This is a genomic window from Streptomyces sp. NPDC101191 (assembly GCF_044767915.1).
In the GTDB taxonomy this organism is placed as follows: domain Bacteria; phylum Actinomycetota; class Actinomycetes; order Streptomycetales; family Streptomycetaceae; genus Streptomyces.
Window position 1 is genome coordinate 197466 of sequence record NZ_JBIWOU010000010.1, and the last position, 19133, is coordinate 216598.

The 19133-nt window shown below is 73.4% G+C and carries 14 protein-coding genes; 5 read left to right on the plus strand and 9 right to left on the minus strand.

The annotated features are described in order from the left end of the window. Nucleotides 1-59: 59 nt before the first annotated feature. From ACIRQF_RS32605 to ACIRQF_RS32625, 5 genes are all read right to left on the minus strand, one after another. Nucleotides 60-2117, minus strand: coding sequence for a phosphocholine-specific phospholipase C (locus ACIRQF_RS32605; protein WP_404097825.1), 2058 nt, complete (start codon nt 2115-2117; stop codon nt 60-62). Nucleotides 2118-2364: 247 nt separating this feature from the next. Then, nucleotides 2365-4200 carry an HEXXH motif domain-containing protein gene (locus tag ACIRQF_RS32610; RefSeq protein WP_404097828.1) on the minus strand — a complete coding sequence of 612 codons (1836 nt, stop codon included), beginning with the start codon at nt 4198-4200 and terminating at the stop codon, nt 2365-2367. Between the two features lie 21 nt (nt 4201-4221). Further along, complete coding sequence (locus ACIRQF_RS32615; RefSeq protein WP_376630152.1) at nt 4222-4401, minus strand: hypothetical protein; 180 nt, start codon at nt 4399-4401, stop codon at nt 4222-4224. A gap of 79 nt (nt 4402-4480) precedes the next feature. Further along, complete coding sequence (locus ACIRQF_RS32620) at nt 4481-5593, minus strand: effector-associated domain 2-containing protein (protein WP_382479976.1); 1113 nt, start codon at nt 5591-5593, stop codon at nt 4481-4483. Then, nucleotides 5590-6768 (minus strand): hypothetical protein, encoded by a 1179-nt coding sequence (locus tag ACIRQF_RS32625; RefSeq protein WP_404097831.1) that lies wholly within the window; start codon nt 6766-6768, stop codon nt 5590-5592. The genes ACIRQF_RS32620 and ACIRQF_RS32625 overlap by 4 nt, the downstream gene beginning before the upstream one ends. 185 nt (nt 6769-6953) lie before the next feature. On the opposite strand from ACIRQF_RS32625, the gene ACIRQF_RS32630 reads away from it, so the two are divergent. Then, on the plus strand, nt 6954-8315 hold the full coding sequence (locus ACIRQF_RS32630) for a cation:proton antiporter (RefSeq protein ID WP_404097834.1): 1362 nt from the start codon (nt 6954-6956) through the stop codon (nt 8313-8315). Nucleotides 8316-8648: 333 nt separating this feature from the next. On the opposite strand, the gene fxsT is transcribed toward ACIRQF_RS32630, so the two are convergent. The 4 genes from fxsT to ACIRQF_RS32650 all read right to left on the minus strand — a co-directional run bounded on the left by fxsT (nt 8649) and on the right by ACIRQF_RS32650 (nt 16313). Beyond that, on the minus strand, nt 8649-13073 hold the full coding sequence (gene fxsT, locus ACIRQF_RS32635) for an FxSxx-COOH system tetratricopeptide repeat protein (protein WP_404097836.1): 4425 nt from the start codon (nt 13071-13073) through the stop codon (nt 8649-8651). Further along, on the minus strand, nt 13073-14251 hold the full coding sequence (locus ACIRQF_RS32640) for an AAA family ATPase (RefSeq protein WP_404097839.1): 1179 nt from the start codon (nt 14249-14251) through the stop codon (nt 13073-13075). Before ACIRQF_RS32640 ends, fxsT begins: the two co-directional genes overlap by 1 nt. Next, the gene (locus tag ACIRQF_RS32645; RefSeq protein ID WP_404097916.1) at nt 14248-15705 is read right to left on the minus strand and encodes a hypothetical protein; all 1458 of its coding nucleotides are present in this window, start codon (nt 15703-15705) and stop codon (nt 14248-14250) included. Before ACIRQF_RS32645 ends, ACIRQF_RS32640 begins: the two co-directional genes overlap by 4 nt. A 191-nt stretch (nt 15706-15896) precedes the next feature. Beyond that, nucleotides 15897-16313 (minus strand): organic hydroperoxide resistance protein, encoded by a 417-nt coding sequence (locus ACIRQF_RS32650; protein WP_376630140.1) that lies wholly within the window; start codon nt 16311-16313, stop codon nt 15897-15899. A 124-nt stretch (nt 16314-16437) separates the two neighbouring features. Here ACIRQF_RS32650 and ACIRQF_RS32655 point away from each other — a divergent pair, with 124 nt between their 5' ends. The 4 genes from ACIRQF_RS32655 (at nt 16438) to ACIRQF_RS32670 (ending at nt 19117) form a co-directional block, all read left to right on the plus strand. Next, nucleotides 16438-16950: a MarR family winged helix-turn-helix transcriptional regulator gene (locus tag ACIRQF_RS32655; protein ID WP_404097842.1), complete on the plus strand. Its 513-nt coding sequence runs from the start codon at nt 16438-16440 to the stop codon at nt 16948-16950. 41 nt (nt 16951-16991) lie between these two features. Continuing rightward, nucleotides 16992-17456 (plus strand): GNAT family N-acetyltransferase, encoded by a 465-nt coding sequence (locus ACIRQF_RS32660; protein ID WP_376630136.1) that lies wholly within the window; start codon nt 16992-16994, stop codon nt 17454-17456. Beyond that, nucleotides 17453-18709 (plus strand): MFS transporter, encoded by a 1257-nt coding sequence (locus tag ACIRQF_RS32665; RefSeq protein ID WP_389749954.1) that lies wholly within the window; start codon nt 17453-17455, stop codon nt 18707-18709. The genes ACIRQF_RS32660 and ACIRQF_RS32665 overlap by 4 nt, the downstream gene beginning before the upstream one ends. 234 nt (nt 18710-18943) lie before the next feature. Beyond that, nucleotides 18944-19117, plus strand: a complete 174-nt coding sequence (locus ACIRQF_RS32670; protein WP_376630132.1) for a hypothetical protein — start codon at nt 18944-18946, stop codon at nt 19115-19117. Nucleotides 19118-19133 lie beyond the last annotated feature (16 nt).

Sequence of the window (19133 nt, forward strand, 5' to 3'; positions counted from 1 at the left end):
GGGGGGGGGGGGGGGGGGGGGGGGGCCGGCCCCCCCCCCCCACCCCCGGCCGAGCCGGCTCAATACGTCAGGATCGCCGGGTCCGTCACGCCCGCCGCGCCCGTCTCCACGTGGCCCGCCAGGCGGCGGAGGTAGTCCGCGTTCGACGAGGACGTGACGCTCACGTCGTACCAGCGGGACGAGGTCGTCAGGGACACCGTGTGGGTGGTCGTGGCGCCCTTGGCCAAGGTCAGCGTCTGCGGGGTGCCGCCGTACGCGTTGGTGATCGTGAGGGTCGCCGACGAGGCGGTGTTGTTCGTCAGCGTCAGGTCCAGGTCGCCCGTCGTCGCGTTGTGACGGGCCTGGATCTCCGGGACGGCCGTCTTGCCGGGGGAGCGGAAGCGGCGCAGGAAGCCGTTGGGGCCGTGGACCGTGAGGTCCGTGAGGGTCTTGCTGTACTTCGTGTTCCAGGTGTCCGAGATCGTCTTGCCGGCCTCGGTGGTGTACGTCCACGGGGCGTCCGTGCGGTTCGCCGACGTGATGTAGAACTGGGCGCCCGCCGACGGGCCGCCGCTGAAGGTGAGGCGGAAGGTGCCCGCGGTCGTGTCGGCCGCGCCGTCCACGTACGGGGCGTACTTCAGCGGGCGGGTGGGCTTCGCGCCCGGCTCCTGGCGGGGCATCGAGCCCACGGCCGGGGCCGTCGCCAGGAAGTCGGGGTGGCGGTCCCGGTCCGGCGGGTAGTAGCCGGCGGTGGACGGAAGGGCGGCCGGCTGGGTCTGGGTACGGCCGAAGTCGAACGCCGAGGTCAGGTCGCCGCAGATGGCCCGGCGCCAGGGGGAGATCTGCGGCTCGCGGACGCCGAAGCGGGTCTCCATGAAGCGGATGATCGACGTGTGGTCGAAGGTCTCCGAGCAGGTGTAGCCGCCGGTCGACCAGGGGGAGACCACGAGCATGGGGACGCGCGGGCCGAGGCCGTACGGGCCCGCCGTGTAGCCCGTCTTGCCGGGGAAGTAGTCCAGCGTCGTCGCGACCGTGGACAGGCCCTGGGCGGCCGATCCGGGCACGTACGGCGGGACCACGTGGTCGAAGAAGCCGTCGTTCTCGTCGTACGTGATGAACAGGGCCGTCTTCGCCCACACGTCCGGGTTCGAGGTCAGCGCGTCCAGGACCTGCGCGATGTACCAGGCGCCGTAGTTCGACGGCCAGTTCGCGTGCTCCGAGAAGGCCTCGGGTGCGGCGATCCAGGAGACCTGGGGCAGCCGGCCGGCCTGCACGTCGGCGCGCAGGACGTCGAAGTAGCCCTCGCCCGCCTTGGCGTTCGTGCCCGTACGGGCCTTGTCGTAGAGCGGGTTGCCGGGCTGGGCGTTGCGGTAGCTGTTGAAGTACAGCAGGGAGTTGTCGCCGTAGTTTCCGCGGAAGGCGTCGTTGATCCAGCCCCACGAGCCGGCGGCGTTCAGGCCGTCGCCGATGTCCTGGTAGATCTTCCAGGAGACGCCCGCCGACTGCAGGCGCTCGGGGTAGGTGGTCCAGCCGTAGCCCGCCTCGGCGTTGTTGAGCACCGGGCCGCCGCCGGTGCCGTCGTTGCCGGTGTGGCCGGTCCACATGTAGTAGCGGTTCGGGTCGGTCGAGCCGATGAACGAGCAGTGGTACGCGTCGCAGATCGTGAACGCGTCGGCCAGGGCGTAGTGGAACGGGATGTCCTCACGCGTGAGGTGGGCCATGGTGGCCTTGGTCTTCGCGGGCACCCAGTTGTCGTACCGGCCCTTGTTGAAGGCGCTCTGGCCGCCCGCCCAGTCGTGGTTGAGGCCCTGGAGGTACTCCATGCCGAGCTTGTCGCTGGTCGGCCGGAAGGGCAGGGTCACCTTGGAGCCGTCCGACTGGTTCCAGACGGACTTGCCGCTGGGCAGCGTCACGGGGCGCGGGTCGCCGAAGCCCCGTACGCCCTTCATCGCACCGAAATAGTGGTCGAAGGAACGATTCTCCTGCATCAGCACCACGATGTGCTCGATGTCCTGGATCGTGCCGGTCGCGCCCTGCGCGGGTATGGAGGCGGCGCGGGCGATGCTCTCGGACAGCATCGTGAACGCGGCGGTGCCGCCTGCCAGTTGCAGGAACCGGCGGCGATTGAGGTCGGCCATGGGGGAGTGGTCCTCCGGGGTGGGGAGCGGACGGTGAGTGCGGGTGCGGTGCCGACGGGACCGGTCGCCGGCGCCCCAAGGAGAGCGCCCGCGAACCACCGCCCGGCGGCCGCCCCATGACTGCCCGTCGTACGCCAGGCGAATCCCCTGTGCCGAACACAATCGCGCAAAATCCGACGGGTCCCCTCGGTGGTGCCTCCGTCACCCCGACAGGACGCCACAGCGGGACCCGTTCTCTGACCGCTCCTCAGGAACTCCCCGCCAGCCACCGCGCCACCCGCACCGGGTCCGGCGCCGGGCCCGTGGTGCGGAGTTCGCGGTGGAGCGCGCGGAGGATCTCGGGGCGGCGGAGCAGCGGGCGGGTGGTGGGGTCCGTGGTCGTGAGGGCGAGGACGAGGCCGGTCCATGCCTCGGGGGCCTCGGGGGCGGCGGCCAGAAGACGGGCGTACGCCTCCGGTGCGGCCGGGTCGCCGGTGACGAGCGCGCGGTCGGCGTCGGAGGGGCCGGGGCGGGCGGCCGCGGGGCCGGCGTCGTCGGAGAGGCCCGGCCGGTCGTCCGCGCCGAGCAGGTGCCGGATCAGGTGCGTGCGGGCGTGGGACCAGCGGGCGAGGTCCGGGGCCACGGCGGAGGCGGCGACCCGGAGGCCGGCCGGGGCACCGGCCGTGAAGGCCCGGGCCAGGGCGCGGACGTCGTCCGGCGCCGGGGCCAGGTGCCGGACGCGCCACTCGGTGCGGTGGTCGGTGGCGGCGAACTCGGCCAGGGCGTCGATGCCGGGCCGGACCCGGCTGTCGGACGTCCAGGAGGAGAGCCGCGCGGCCATGCCCGCGAGGAAGCGGTGTCCGTGGGCGGTCATGGCCGGGTCGGCGGCCAGGGTGTCGACGGCCTCCTGCGTCTGCCGCCGCCGGAGGGCCAGTTCGAACTCCGCCGAGGCCCGTTCCGCGTGCGGCGCCCGGTCCAGGTAGCGGGACCAGAAGTCGGTGATCCCGAGGAACGCGTACGCGCCCTGGAGCAGTCCGCTCAGGGGGCGGGGGTCGTCCCGCCAGGGAGCGTGGTGCCGTTCGGCACCGCCGTCCTGTTCGAGCGTCAGCAGATGGAGCAGGGCGCCCAGTTTGGTGTGCTGGAACTCGTGCACCAGCGTGACCGCCATCGTGACCGCGTCCGGCGGCAGCGAGGACAGCATGCCGCCGAAGGCATCGCCGGAGGAGGCGCTGAGCACCGCCCCGCCCGACGACGGCGGCACGGCCGTCATGCTGCGTAACCCCTCCGCCAGGGCCGCGGCCATCTCCGGGTCGGTGTCCTCCAGGAGGTACAGCGCCCGGTCGAACCGGTCCTGCCAGCGGGCGATCTCGCCCGGGCCGAGGCGGTTCGGCGGCAGCGGCTCGCTGAGGTCCCGGTAGGGGTCCACGTCGTCCAGCCAGACGTCCAGGGGACGCCCTGCGGCGTACGCGTGCAGCCGGTGCAGTCCCTGCCAGCCGGGTGCGGTCACGCCGGGCGGCGCGTGCGGACCGGCCGGGCCCACGCACGCGCCGTACGGGTCGACCCGCAGCCGGCCCGCCGCCACCGTCACCTCCGTCGTGCCCCAGCGCGGCCGCCCCGGCAGCCGGGCGAGCCCCAGGGTGGGGAACATCGCGGTGCCGTCCCGCAGCGGCACGGTGGTGCGCAGCGGCAGCCCGGCGCGCAGCGCGGCGACGGCGCACAGCGCGAACACGTGGCCGAGGTCGGTCCAGAGCGGGCCGTCACCCCAGCCCGTGTGCCGTAAGCGTCGCAGGCCGTGTCCCAGCCAGACACCGGTCTGCGGATGCAGCAGCAACTCCCGGAACGCCTCCGGGGCTCGCTCCTGGGCCGTGGTCAGCGTGTCCCAGGCACTGTCCACGGACGGCAGCGGTCCCAGCGCTGCGGGCGTCTCCGCGATCTCGTCGAGCAGCGCCCGCAGCAGCAGGAGCCGCCTGCTGTACTCGGTCGTCCGCAGGAAGCGGACCGTGTCCCGGCCGCCCCGGCCCGCGGCCAGGGCGTCGAAGTGCGCCGAGGGGATGAGATGGTGCGCGGCGGTACGGGCGGGCTCGTGGCGTCCGTCGGTCTGCACGGATCTCCTCCCAGGGAACCGTCAGTCGGCCCGCCCGGGTGACCCGTCGGTGGCGAAGTTCACCCGGGGACGCTCGACCTGGCGGAGCGCCCGCTCCAGCGAGCGGGCGTGCAGACGCGGGCTCTGCGACCGGATGACGGACAGCGGGACCTCGCTGAGATCGATCAGCTCGGACCCCATGAACTCGTCGGACGTGTGCATCGACATCCCCCTGCCATGCCCTGAACTACCCCGTTGGCTTTCATGATGGCGCAGGCGCAGGGGTTCCGGAAGGGCGTGATCAGGCGGTTGCGCCCCCCGGATCCGTACCCAGCCAGCGCGCGGCCCACTTCTCCAGCTCCTGTTGCTCCAGGGCGCCAGGTTCGAGCAGGGCGACCGCCTCGACGAGGGCGGCCAGGCCGCCCGGGTGGCGACGGCAGGTGCGCACGATGCTGATGATGTCGGGCCGCGCCGCCCCCAGCCGGGGGATGGCGCCCGCCAGATCGGCGGGCAGCATGCCGAGGACGAGCTGCCGGTGGTCCCGGTCCGTCATGGTGGGCCAGCCGGCCAGCAGGACGACGAGTTCGGTCAGCCCCTTGTCCGGCACGGGTTCCTCCAGGCGCCGGGCGGCGGCCGGGAAGTCGAGGCGGCGCTCGTCGCCCGCCCAGGACCGGCTGTAGAGGGAGGTGGGGCGCTGTCCTCCTCGGGTGAATCCGCCGACCACGGTGTCCGCGATCCCGCTCATGTCCGGCGGCCAGACCCCGCCGTCCGCAGCGGCCAGTGCCTCCAGGACGGCCAGGGAGAACGCGCCGGTCTGGCGTACGGGGTCGTTCGCCGCCCGCTGCCCCGGGCCCGAGGCCAGGAGTACGAACTGCTCCCGGCCCGGCAGCCGGTCCCCGCCCGGTGGCACCTCGGCGGGCAGGGTGCGGGCGAAGCCGAGGTCCTCGACGAAGGTCTGGCAGGAGTCCACCAGCCAGATCTGGCGCTGGAAGCCGGGCACGAGGTCGGTCGTGAAGGCCGTCAGCCAGGCGTTCAGGTCCAGGTTCCGCCGGTCGTCCGGGCCCGCGTCGGCGTAGAAGAGCCTGCGGTGCCCCTGCGGGTCGGTGACGCCGTGGCCGCCCCAGAACACCCAGAGGAGATCGCCCTCCAGGGCCGGCAGCCGGCGGGTCAGGACGTCCTGCACGGCCTCCCGCCCGGCCGGGCCCGCGGGAACGTCGACCTCGGGGCCGCCCGCGCCGGGAAGCGGGGCGAGGAGCAGGGAGATGTGCGCGGCGGGCACCCCGCGCCCGCGCAGCCAGGCGGTGAAGCGGCGGGCGTCCGCGGCCGGGCCGGGCAGGTCCCAGGCGGCGCCCGCCGCATAGCGCTCGGTGCCGACGACGAGGGCGTGCGTCCGCTCCGGTCGGGCCGCCGTCACGGCAGCTCCGCCGCGAGGAGGCGGTAGAGCTCCGGGTTGCTCCAGTAGGCGCTGTGGGAGAGCGGGAAGGGCTGCCGGCTGTCCAGCGCCACGTCGTCGACCCGGCCGGGGAACACCCCGGCGCCGACGTAGCTGAGCAGGTCCCGCCGGTCGTACACGTTGAGCCAGCGCGGTACGTGCGCGGGCAGCGGGCGGCCGTGCTCCAGGCTCGGCAGCGCGCCCAGCTCGTAGAGGAACGGTGCCTGCGAGCCGACCGTGACCAGCAGTTCGACCTCCGGAAGCTGCCGCAGCACGAGGAGGTCGAGCGAGGCGATGCCGCCGAGGCTGTGCGCGAGCAGCACGACGGGCGGCTCGGCGACCCGTACGGCCTCCGCGACGATCTCGCGGATCGCGGCGCCCCGGGACAGGTAGAGCAGGACGTCCCCGGCTGCCGGGTGCGCCGCGTCGGTGAGTGCCGAACGCCGTTTCACCACCTGGGCGGAGGCCAGCCCGAGCGCGAGCCGCCCGGTCAGGCGCTTGACCCGCCGGGTCACCGGCCCGCGGTGGGTGCCCGCCTCGTCGGACGGATCGCCGGGGAGCAGGGTGACGATGCGCGCCACCGCCTCGTCGCGGGCGGTGCCGTCGAAGGCCGCCGAGCCGTTCCGCTCGGTCCGGCGGCGGACCGCCTCGGCGACGAACGCCCGCGCCAGGACAGCGGCCCCGGCACCGGCGTCGGGGGCGCGCAGGAACTGCCGCCCGTCGGGGCTGGTGAGGACGGCGGCCACGGCGGAGGCGAACTCGTCGCCGATTCCCGCGGCGTCGAGGAGCCCGCGCAGCGGGGGGTCCCCGGCGAGCGACAGCGCCGCCGAGGAGAGCGCCTCGCCCGGCGGCCGCGCGCCCGGGGCCAGCTCCTGGCGGGCGGTGGACTCCGAGGCGACGAGGCGGAGTTCGAGCAGGGGGTCGAGGTAGAGCAGGCCCCAGAGCTCGACGTCCTCGTCCGGCTCGCCGTCCTCGGCGGCGGTACCCGCGGCGCCCGTACCCCCGTCGCCGGCGCCCGGCGCCCCGCGACCGGTGCCGTATCCCGGCACCGAGATCCCGTTCGCGTGCAGCGTCGATCCGGCGCTTCCGCCCCAGTAGCAGGGAGTGACGGCGACGTCGGGCCGTAAGGGCCGCAGCCCCTCTCTCACGCGTTCCACCGAAGCGGTGAATCCCGGCTCGCGCACCCCCGTGCCATGTACGAACAGCACCGTTGTCACAGCTGACCCCCGTCCGTGGCGGCGTACGCCAAACGGCTTCCAAGATAGGTCAGTTAGCGCCACGGCAGCTACACTTCGCAGGGGCTGTGCCTCCGTCAGCGGCACTTGCCGGAAGGGGAATGCCGGTGAGCACGGACTCCGTCATCACGCATGTCGTCGCGGCCCTCGCCGTCGTGATCGCGGCCTCCCACGCCCTGGGTGCCGCGGCCCGCAAACTGGGGCAACCCGCCGTCATCGGACAGCTGTTCGCGGGCATCGCGCTCGGGCCCAGCCTGCTCGGTCTGCTGCCCGGGGGCGTGTACGAGAGCCTCTTCCCGAAGCAGATCCAGCCCGTTCTGACGGCACTGGCGCAAGTGGCTCTGGTGTTCTTCCTCTTCGCCGTCGGATACGAGCTGGACCTGCGGCTCCTGCGGCAGCAGAGTGCCGTGACCGCCGTGTCCGTGAGCGGTTTCGCGCTCCCCATGCTGATGGGCGCCGGCATCGTCCTGCTCTTTCCCGGAGGGTTCGCCTCCGTCAACGGCGGACGCCCGACCGACACCACCTTCGTGCTCTACATGGCCGTCGCCCTGTCCATCACCGCCGTTCCGGTCCTCGCCAGCATCATCAAGGACCAGGGACTGCTGGGCAGCAGACCGGGCACGATCGCGATGGCGTCCGCCGGTGTCATCGACGCGCTGAGCTGGCCCGTGCTCGCCGTGGTCCTGGTGGGCGGCGAGGACGGCTCGGTGCGGACCTGGGCGGTCAAGGTGGCCCTGCTCGTGCTGTACGTCCTGGCGATGCTCTTCGCGGTACGGCCCCTGCTGGCCTGGTGGATGCGCCGGCCGGGGCTCTCGGCGGCCCATCAGGTGCCCGTCGCCGTCACCGTCGCGCTGGCCTCCGCCTGGGTCACCAACGCGCTCGGACTGCACGTCATCTTCGGCGCGCTCCTCGCCGGCGTCGTCATGCCCCGGCTGCCCGACGGCTCCCCGGACGGGCGCCTGCTGCGCCCGCTCCAGGACGTCGGCGGGCTGCTGCTCCCCGTGTTCTTCGCGATCTCCGGTATGGCCGTCGTGCTCGGCGGTCTGTACGCATCCGACCTGCTGATCCTTGCGGTGATATGTGTCGCGGCGGTGGTGAGCAAGGTGGCCGCCGGCTCGCTCTCGGCCCGTGGCACCCGCCAGCCCTGGCGCGACTCGCTGCTGATCGGCGTCCTGCTCAACACCCGCGGCCTGACCGAGCTCATCGTGCTCAACGTCGGACTGCAGGCCGGGATCATCGGCCCCCGGCTCTACGCGCTGCTGGTCGTGATGGCGCTGCTGACCACGGCCGCCACCGGGCCGCTGATCCGCCTGCTGCGCCGGCCGGCCGACCTGCCGCCGGACCTGCACACCGACGCCAGGGCCACCGACGCCCGGCCGGAGGGCGGCGCGCTGGTGCCGGACGTCCGTCCCGGGACGGACACCGCACCGCTGCCCTCCACCGGTGCCGGGACGGCCCCGAGCCCGTAACGCGCCCGTCCTCGTACGGCTGCGGCGAGCTCGGGAGCGCCGCGCCCGGTCCCGGTCCAGCCGGTCGGCCGGGCCGGCGGCGGTGAAGGCGGCCACCAGGTCCTCGCGACGACCCCGCCGCCCGACCCGGCCACGCCGTACGCCGCCGCCCGGTGCCGTGCGAGGCCACCGTCCCGTGCCGTACGAGGCCACCGTCCCGTGCCGTACGAGGCCACCGTCCCGTGCCGTACGAGGCCACCGTCCCGTGCCGTACGACGCGACAAGACGAAGCCGGCCGGGTCCCCGCGGACCCGGCCGGCTCTCGTACGTGTTCCGCCGTGCGTGCTCCCCGTCCTAGAAGGGCACGGGCGCGATGTCGACGTCGGCCCGCCGCCCGTTCGCGCAGGCCACCGTCGCCGGGTGGCTCTCGCCGAGGCGGCCGCGGAAGCGGGCCAGCGTCTCGATGTGCAGCGCCGTGGCCTCGGCGTCGCGGCCCAGGGCGCGCAGGTCGAGGACCTTGTTGGTGGCGCATGCCAGCGTCGTCGGGTGGTCCTCGCCGTGGTCCCGGGTCAGGATCTCCAGGGTCTGCTCGTCCAGCTCCAGGGCCTCCGCGTGCCGTCCTTCCGCGGCGTACTGGCTGGCCGTGCCGATGGCCGCGGTCAGGGTGAGGATGTGCGCCTCGCCCAGCTTCTCGCGCAGCCCGGGCAGCGCCGCCGCCAGGTGCTGCCCGGAGGCGTCGAGGTCGTCCAGGTGGCGCAGCGTGATGCCCAGGTTGAGGCGGGCCGACAGCGTGTACGGGTGGTCGTCGCCGAGCTTGGCCGCGTACCGCGCGACGGTCGCCTCGCCGAGCTCCCGCGAACGCCGCAGCTGTCCGTCCTGCCGCAGGTCCACGACCAGGTTGGCGGCGCAGGCGACCGCGTCCGGGTGGTCGGGGCCGTAGCGGTTGACGAACTTCGTCCACACCGACTCGCCGAGCGCCAGCGCCCCGGCGTGGTCGCCGGCGCGGCGGCGGCACACCGCGAGGACGCGGGCGCAGCCGAGGCTGGCGGGGGTGTCCTCGCCGAAGTGGAGGCAGTAGCGGGCGTAGACGTCCTCCTGGTGGGCGGCGCCCTCCAGGTAGTCGCCGCTCTCGCGGATGTCGATGGACAGGCCGCTGAGGGTGTTCAGGGTGTCGAAGTGGTTCTCGCCCAGGTTGAGGGCGCGCAGCCGCGCCGTCTCCGTGTCGTACGTACGGGCCTCCTTGTAGAGGCCCATCAGGCGCAGGCCGACGCCCAGGCTGTGGGCGGCGCGGAGGGCGGCCGGGTCGTCCTCGCCGAAGGCGCGTAGGGAGCGCTCGTACACCGACCGGTTGATCTCCAGGCCGCGGGCCATCTCGGCCCGCAGCCGCAGACCGCTGCACAACTGGATGAGGGCGTCGAGGGTGCCCTCGTCGTCCTCGCCCATGGTCCTGATGTAGGTGTCCGCGGTGCGCTGCATCATGGCGGCGGCTTCCTGGTACTCGCCGAGCGTGCGCAGGATGAAGGCCAGCCATTTCGCCATTTCCAGGGTCTGCTGGTCCTCCTCGCCGAACTTCTCGGTCCAGATCTCCAGTGCCTCCCGGGCCATCGCCGCCGATCCCGCGTGGTCGCCCCAGACGTACAGGAACTCGACCATGCCGCGGATCAGGCCGCGCACCCAGGGGGACTCGCACTCGACGGCCCGTGACACCACGACGTGCGGCAGCAGCGCCTGGTAGCGCGGCCAGAGCTCGCGCGAGCCGGGGCTGTTGGGGTTGGCGTCGGCGAGCAGCAGGTGCGCGCCGTGCCGCATGTCGGCCTGCTGCTGCGGGGACATGCGGTTGACGAGCACGGCCTGGACCAGTCGGTGCAGCTGGATGGTGTCGTGCCGGTGCTCGATCCGGGCCAGCGCGTAGACGTTGATCTCGCGGATGGCCCGGCCCAGTTTGATCGGCGTCCGCAGGGCGTCGTCCAGCTCCGGGGCGATGGTGGTGCTCCGCGAGTTGTTGAACAGGGAGCGCGAGATCGGCTCGGGGGCGAAGAAGGAGCAGACCTGGAGGAGTTGGAGAGCGGCCGGGTTGCGCTGTTCGAGCTGGCGCAGCGAGACGTCCCAGGCGGCGGCCACCGACATGGGGTAGTCGGGCGACGGGACCAGTTCGAGCATCAGCTCGGCGATCTTCTCGTTGATGAGCCGCAGGTAGTCGGGCACCGCCATGCCGGTGACCGCCTGCCAGGCGGCCGCCTGCTCGATGGCGAGCGGCAGGTCGCCCAGGGCCTCGGCCAGCTTGTCGGCGTCCTCGTCGCTCAGGTCGCGGGCCCGCCGGCGGAGCAGCGCCTTGCTCTCCTCGCGCGTGAAGACGTCCACGGAGAGCGTCCTGGCCACCCGGTCCCACTCCTGGTTCCGGGAGGTGATGAGGATCTTCCCCGTCCCGCCGGTCGGGAAGTAGGGGCGTACGGCTTCCACGTTCTCGGCGTTGTCGAACACCAGGAGCCACCTGCCGTAGGGCTCTCCCCGGCGCAGCGCCTCACGGACGGCGGGCACCGCCCGGTTGGCCTCGCTGCTCACGTTCAGGCCCATGCGCTGGGAGAGCTCGGTGAGCGCGGTCAGGATCATCGTCGGCTGTTCCGAGGGGATCCACCAGACGACGTCGTAGTCGGACGCGTAGCGGTACACGTACTCGATCGCGATCTGGGACTTCCCGACGCCGCCCATGCCGTGGAGGGCGTGCGGCAGCACCGCCGAGGTGTCGCCGGTGAGCAGCTGCTCGCGCACCTGCGCCAGGAGGTCCTCCCGGCCGACGAAGTTGGGGTTGTTCGGGGGGACGTTGCCCCAGACGACGGGAACGGCGGAGCGCCCCGGCTGCGGTGCGACCGGGACCGGGACCGGCGTGCCGGACGGCGGGGTCGGGTCGCTGGTGCCCGGCCGCCCGTCGCTGCTCGGGGACGGGATCGACTGGACCCGGGTCCCGTTCAAGACCCCTCCCTCTTCGCGCTGGTGCTGACTGGCAGTGCTGTCGGTCATGGCAAGGCCGCCCGTGTCGGAATTTTCAGGTGTATTGCGGATATCGTGGACCAAAGCAGGGGCATTCGGTGCGACCGACCCCGGTGAACTCCCCTCCAGCGCCGCGCTGATCCGGTGCGCCCGGAGCAGGTAGGGCCCGGACAGGGCGCGGAGGATCGCCAGCTCGACGCGTACGAACGGAAGGCTCTCCGCGGTCATCGGAGGGTCGGGGGCCCCTTCCGGGGAGAGCAGGGCGCTGTGCAGCCCCCGCGCGGCCTCGGAACGGGCACCGAAGAAGTCGGACACCGAGCGCGCCACCCGCGCCGTGTCCGCGCGCATCGCGCCGGCCAGCAGCGCCTCGCGCGCGCCGTCGACGAAGTCGAGGGGGGCCGCCTGGGCGACGGAGCCCGGCGGTTCGTCGGCCGGCGCCTGCTCGACCAGGCCGCTCAGGAACAGCTCGGCCACATGGACCGGCTGCGCCTCGGGGACGAGGGTGCGCCGCACGTCCCGCACCAGGCGGGGCTCCAGGATCGCGGCGGCCAGATGGGTGGCGAGCCGGAAGGCGGTGGGGGTGGCGTGACTGCGGAAGCGGCGGATCCGCTCCTGGACCGACGGTGCCGGCGCCGCGGCCGGCGGCTCGGTGGGCTCCGGCTCGGCCCGCTCGGGCGCGCCCAGGAGCAGGACGGTGGCGTCGACCCAGCCGGAGTCCTCGCCGGCCACGAGCGACGCCCAGCGTCCCAGCCAGTCGGCGGCCAGCTCGACCACCGGGACGGCCACCCGCCACCGGTCCGGCGGCGGGTCGAACGGATCGCGCTCCTCCGGGGGGAAGGACACCGACAGCTCGGTGTTGCGGGCTCCCGCGCGCGGGCTGCGCAGCCTTACCCGCCAGGGGGTCAGCGCCGTGCGGTGCCAGTCCCGTTGGGACAGCAGGTGCACCATGGCCGTCGGCCCGGCGGCCGCCCACACCTCCAGGGCGGCCAGGCCCGCCCCGGTCGCCCACAGCGGCCCCAGCGCGTCGGTCAGGACGAGGACGATGCGCCGCCCGGTCCGGTCCGCCAGTTCGGCGGGGACACCGACGGCGTCGTCCCCGTACGGGCTGCGCAGCACCGCCTCCTCGCCCTCGGCGCTCTCGCGCAGGCCGAGGCGTCGGACGCGGACGTCGCGGAAGGCCCCCAACTGCTCCGCCACGGCGGTGAACTCGGCGATCGTCTGCTCCCAGATCGCCATCGTGGCGTGGTCGTCGACCACGAGCACCAGATCGAAGCGCCGCTCGTCGGCCGACCGGATCCAGGGCATCCAGAGGCCCGCCTCGGCGGCGTGCTCGGCGGTGGCCTCCTCGTCCAGCTCGACCTCGGTCCGGGAGGGGACCATCTGCTTCAGCGGGCGCAGCCGACGGCTGATGTCCGACGCGCCGCGCAGGTCCGGCAGCGGCTCGGCCCGTACGCGCACGTCCTGGAACTCCCGCACGAGCCGGGCCGCGGGCGCCGTCGGTCTTCGGGGCGGGAGGCCGGCCTGCGGGGGCGGCTCGGGCCGGAGGCCGCCAGGCGCCCCGGCCGGAGGCCCGGGAACCTCCGGTGTGCCGGACTCTCCGTTCGGGGACCCGTTCGCCGGAGGCCTACCGCCGGGTGCGGGCAGCCCGGAGAGACCGGGCGGCGTCACCGGCCGGGGCTGCGGCGGTTCGGCGGACGGGGGGAGCCGGGCGGCGAGCGTCTGGTACGCGTGCAGCCACAGCGCCTCCGCCACTTCGAAGGCCTCCGGAAGCGAACGGGCGTCGTCATCCATCAGGGTGCTCCCGAAAGCTGACGCCACAGCGCGTCCAGGAGCTCGTCCCACGCCTCGTCGTCCTCGCGGACGCCGGCCGTCCGCAGGAAGATCGCGTTGAGCAGCTGGTCCGTGGCCAGTCCGCCGTGCTCCCGGCTGCGTTCCATGAACTTCTGGATCATGGCCTCGTGCCGGCCGCCCTGGTCGCGGAAGTGGGCGGCGATCATGGCGGCGAGCTGGTCCTCGCGCGGCGGGGAGACGTTCAGCCGGACGCAGCGGCGCAGGAAGGCGGGCGGGAACTGCCGCTCCCCGTTGCTGGTGATCACGATGAACGGGAAGGCCCGGCACCGCACGCGTCCGTCGGACACCGTCACGGTGCCGTCGGGGTCGTCGGTGAACACCCGGGCCCGGCCCTCGTGATGGCGCGCCCGGACCAGCTCGGGGATGTCGTACGAGCCGTTCTCCAGGACGTGCAGGAGGTCGTTCGGCAGGTCGATGTCGCTCTTGTCCAGCTCGTCGATGAGCAGGACGCGGGGGAGCGCGTAGGGCAGCAGGGCGGTGCCGAGCGGGCCGAGCCGGACGAAGTCCCCGATCCTCGCGCCGCCCTCGCCGTCTCCGCGGGCGCCCTCGCCGCCCCCCGGGGCCGCGCCGGCCGGGCGCGGCCCGGTCGTGTCGTCCGGGGAGCCGGACGCCTGGGCGGGCACGGGGACGCCGGTGACCGGGACGCCCGGCCGGACGTGCCCCAGCGAGGCCTGGGCGCGGCCGATGGCGTCGTACTCGTAGAGACCGGAGCGCAGGGTGCTGCGGGAGGTGATGCCCCAGTGGAGGACCCGGCCCAGGCCCAGCTCGCGTGCCACGAGATAGGCGAGGGTGGACTTGCCGATGCCGGGCCGCCCGGTCACGAGCAGCGGCCTGCGGAGCAGCAGGGCCGTGTTGATCAGGTCGATGTCGTGCGGGTCCTGCCGGGGGGTCGCCCGGCCCACCGCGCCGAGCCGGCGGTCCGTCTCGGCGCTCTCGGCCGGTACGGGAGGCAGCACGGGACCGCCGTCGAAGTCCCGCCAGCCGGGTGGCGGCGGCAGGACGTCGCCGAGCCGGATGTCCGTCAGCGGCTGCCCGGTGCCGCGGTAGATCCACCAGCTGCGGCTGGTGACGGGCCCTCCGTTCCGGTCGCCGTGGACCGGGTGATGGACACCGCTCATGATTCCCCCTCCTCGTCGTGTCCGCCCCGCGCGTTCCAGGCGTCCGCCCCTGGCGAGCCGGACCAGTCGACGAGGCGGTTCGGGTCGTCGAAGAGAACCGCCACGTGTCGTCCCGCGTGGACGTCCCGTTGCGCGGCGGCGGCGGTGGCCGCCTCGTGGCGCAACTGCTGTACTCGCTCGGGCAGTTCGACCGCCCTGCCCTTCATGAGCTTCCTGGCGCGCTTGCGGAAGTCGGTGGCCGCCGGACGCCGGTCCCACACGGCCACGGGTACCCCGGCGAACAGGGCCGACTCCAGCGAGGCCCGGCTGCCGCCCGATCCCGGCAGCGGGGGAGCGCTGAGGGCGACGGTGACCAGCCGTTCGTCGGTGGCGAGGGTGCTGGCCCACTGGCTGGGGTCGTGACCGCGGCTGCCCGTCGTGTCCCAGTGGCAGACGGTGTCGGCGCTGTCGAGCAGCTGCTGCCAGCGGTTGTGCCACCGCCGGTGGAGCTGCGGCTTCCGCATGCGTTCCAGGCTGCGCAGCACGACCGGATAGCTCAGGCACAGGGCGGTGGAGACGGGCGCGTCGGACTGCAGCGGCAGCCACTCCATCGGCTGGTTCAGCAGATGGACGGGGAGCACGAACTCCATCACCGGCCTGCCGGGGCGTCCGGCCCAGTCCTTCTCCGCCCGGCCGATCAGCTCCTCCAGGACGGAGGCGACCTCGCCGAGGGAGACGACCCGGTCCTCTCCGCGCTCCGGCCGCCAGGGGCCCGGACGGATCTGGCGCCAGTGGGAGAGCAGATACCGGTCCGGGTCCATTCCGTGTCTGCACAACTGGACAACGAGACAGGCGGGCGCTGGTTGTGCCGCCGGGCCGCGGTCGAGGTCCGCGCGGACGGCCTGCAACTGCGGACGCAGCCCGAGGTGCTTGGCCTGGGCGTCGTTCCACTCGCGCAGTCCGGTCGCGACCTGCTGGTGGGCGGCGGTTCCGCCGAGCGCCGTGATCACGTGCTCCACGAGCACCATGGCGGGGAGCAGTCCGTCGGGGCGGGCGTTGACCCGGCTGAGGAAGTCGAAGGCCTCGGCGAGGGTGGCCACGGGACGGGGCGGCAGGGCGAGGTCGCCGGCCGCCGCGTAGAGCGTGCCGTGGGCGTCGAGGTGGCGGACGCGGGCCAGCAGGGCCCGCCCGTCCTGTAACGCCGCCTCGGGCAGGACCCCGAGCACCGGGGGCGCGATGGTGACGAGCTCCCGGATCCGCAGCACGGGGGCGGATCCGGGGTCGTAGACGTTCAGGGTGTCGAGCAGTTCGAGCAGTCCGCGGGGTTCGCGCAGGCAGGCGCGGACGATCTCCAGCATCTCCAGGCGCGTCCGGCCGTGCCGTTGGACGTTGCCCAGTTCGGGTAAGCGTTCCGTGAGCATGCTGATCAGCAGATCGCGCCCGCTCGGGGCGTCGAGCCCTGTCACCGCGCACATGTGATCCACCAGCTCACGCTCGAATCCCGGTGCGTAAGCGCCGTGGCCCTCATCGGACAAAAGCCCCCCCGTCACGGCTCCGATGATCCAACTCCTGTCCGGAGAAGGTCAGTACGGGCGCCGATCGCCCACTGCCAAGGGTATGGCCCGGGCCTGACGCGTCGCCACCCCGAGAGCCGGGTTGCTTCCGGCTACTCGACGACCAGCTCCACCGAGATGTTGCCCCGGGTGGCCTTGGAGTACGGGCAGAAGGCGTGGGTCTTCTCCAGGAGGGCCGTGCCGGCCTCGCCCTGCAGGTGCTCGGGGAATTCGGCGCGCATCACCACGGCCAGGCCGAAGCCGCCGTCGGCGGCGTCCTTGCCGATGGAGACCTCGGCGGTGACGGAGGCCTCGGAGATGTCGATCTTCTCCTGGCGGGCGACGACGCCCATGGCGCTGGCGAAGCAGGCCGCGTAGCCGGCGGCGAAGAGCTGCTCGGGGTTGGTGCCCTGGCCGTTGCCGCCGAGGGCCACCGGGTGGGCGAGGGGGAGGTCGAGGTGGCCGTCGGAGCTGACGGCGCGGCCCTCGCGACCGTTGGCGGTGGCGACTGCGGTGTAGATCGCGTCCATGGGAAGTCCTGTCCTCGGCCCCTCGGTGAGGGGGTGTGTCGTGCTGCCTCCGCAATTATTAGTGCGCGATTTAGTTGTGCACAACTAAATCGCGTGTGATGCGCGTCTCCCGTACCCTGGAGCCATGGACCGACCCATCACCGACCGCCCCGCGGGCGAGGACTTCCTCCGGCTCGACAACCAGATCTGCTTCTCCCTGCACGCCGCCACCCGTGCGTTCAACGGCGTCTACCGGGGTGCGCTCAGGGAGCTCGGGCTCACCTACCCGCAGTACCTGGTGATGCTGGTCCTGTGGGAGCACGGCGAGCTCCCCGTGAAGGGGATCGGGGAGCGGCTGCACCTCGACTCCGGCACCCTGTCGCCGCTGCTCAAGCGACTGGAGGTGGCCGGATACGTCGAGCGCAGGCGCAGCGCCGAGGACGAGCGGTCCGTCGCCGTGCGGGTCACGGACGAGGGGGCGGCGCTGCGGGGGAAGGCCCTCGGGGTGCCGCGCGGGATCGCCGCCGCGACCGGGCTCGACCTGGCGGAGATCCAGGAGCTGCGCGACCGGCTGCACGCCCTCGCCGCCCGGCTCGACGCGGTCGACCCGGACGACGTGGCGCAGTGCGTCGGCGCGGTGCCTGCGTCCGACATCTAAATGTAAGGATCGATTAAGCAGTCCGGTCCTATACTCGGGCCATGCCCGACATCACCCTCCGGCGCGCCACAGCCGCCGACGCCAAGCGGCTCACGCGGCTCGTCCGCACCTCCTCCGCCTACGCGGGCGAGTACGCGGTCATGGTCGACGGCTACCAGGTCGGCGGGGCGTACATCGAGCACCACACCGTCCACGTCGCCGTCGACACCGACGGCCGGGTGCTCGGCTTCTACGCCCTGCTCCTCGACGAGGCCGAGCTCGACCTCGCCTTCGTCGCCGACCGCGCCCAGGGCCTCGGGATCGGCCGGATGCTCATCGAGCACATGATCGGCGAGGGGCGCGCCGCCGGCCTCGACGCGATACGCGTCGTCGCCCACCCGCCCGCCGAGGAGTTCTACCTGCGCACCGGCGCCCGCCGCACCGGGACCGTCCGGCCCAGCGGACGGATCTTCTGGGCCCGCCCCGAGCTGAGCTACGACCTCGCCGCCACGGCCGACGCCGCGTGACCGCCACCCAGGAGGCCGGGCCGGAGAGCCGCAGGGTCTTCGCCGACCTCACTCCGCTGCGCACCTCCGCCGACTACCGCCGCCTCTGGTTCGGCAACAGCGTCACCTGGGTCGGCCAGGGCATGACGACCCTCGCGATCTCGCTCCAGGTCTACGACATCACCCGCTCGCCGTTCGCCGTCGGCCTCGTCGGGCTCTTCTCCCTCGTCCCGCTCGTCGTCTTCGGCCTCTACGGCGGCGCCGTCGCCGACACCCTCGACCGCCGCAAGCTCGGCCTCGCCAGCTCCACCGGCCTGGCCGTGCTCTCGGCCGGTCTCGCGGCCGCCGCGTTCGCCGGCTTCCACGCCGTCTGGTTCCTCTACGGGATCGTCGCCCTCCAGGCGGTCTGCGCCGCGCTCAACGCACCCGCCCGCAGCTCGATGATCCCCCGGCTGCTGCCGCCCGAGCAGTTGCGCGCCGCCAACGCACTCAACTCGATGACCACCACCTTCGGCACCCTCGTGGGGCCCAGTCTCGGCGGCGTCATCGTCGGCCTGGCCGGCTACCAGACCGCGTACCTCATCGACGCGATCGCCTTCTCCGCCTCGCTCTACGCGATGTGGCGCCTGCCCTCGATGCTGCCGGAGCGCACCGGCGCCAAGAGGGCCTCCGTCCTCGACGGACTGCGCTTCCTGGCCACCCGCCCCAATCTGCGCATGACGTTCTTCTCCGACTTCTGCGCGATGATCCTCGCCCACCCCCGGGCGCTGTTCCCGGCCGTCGCCGTCCTCTGGTACGGCGGGGACGCCCGCACCACCGGACTCCTCGTCGCCGCACCGGCGTTCGGCGCGCTGCTGGGCGGGGTGCTGTCCGGCTGGCAGGGCCGGGTCCGCCACCACGGGCAGGCGATCCTGCTCTCCGTGGGCGCCTGGGGCACCGCGATCGCCGCCTTCGGACTCACCCGCAACCTGTGGCTCGGCCTGCTGCTCCTCGCCGTCGCCGGGTACTCCGACACCGTCTCGATGATCTTCCGGAACACGATGATGCAGGTCGCCGCCCCGGACGAGATGCGCGGCCGGCTCCAGGGCGTCTTCATCGTGGTCGTGGCCGGCGGCCCCCGCCTCGGCGACTTCCTCGCCGGAACCGCCGCCGACCTCACCTCCCCGGCCGTGGCGATCACCGGCGGCGGGCTCGCCTGCGTCCTCGCCATCGGCCTGCTCGCCCTCTACGGCAGGAACTTCCGGCGCTACGACGCCGACAACCCCACCGCCTGAGACGGCGGTCGGCCGCCGCGCCCGGCCGGCGCGGGCTCCGTCTCGCTGCGGGCGGGCGCCGGCGACGACCGCGGCGGCTCCGTCACGCAGGAGATCATCCGAGCGGTGGGCGTGAAGTAAATGCGCCCCCGCCGAACGGGTCATCCCGGAGTCCGGTCAGGGCGCGGGCGCTTGCCGACGGCCTATGCCGCGGAGAGGCTCCGCATGAGCAACTCCGCTCCTCAGGAGGTTTTCATGCGCAAGTTCATCGCCTCGGCCGCGCTGGCCGCCGCCGTCGTCCTCTCGGGCGCGGGCACCGCCCTCGCCCACGGGTACGACGACGAGGGCGACGCTCCCAGCGTGACCGTGGTGGACAACACGGTCGTCGTCTGTGGGGACTTCAGCTACTGCGCGGGCGACATCGGCTGATCGTCACCCGGTCCGC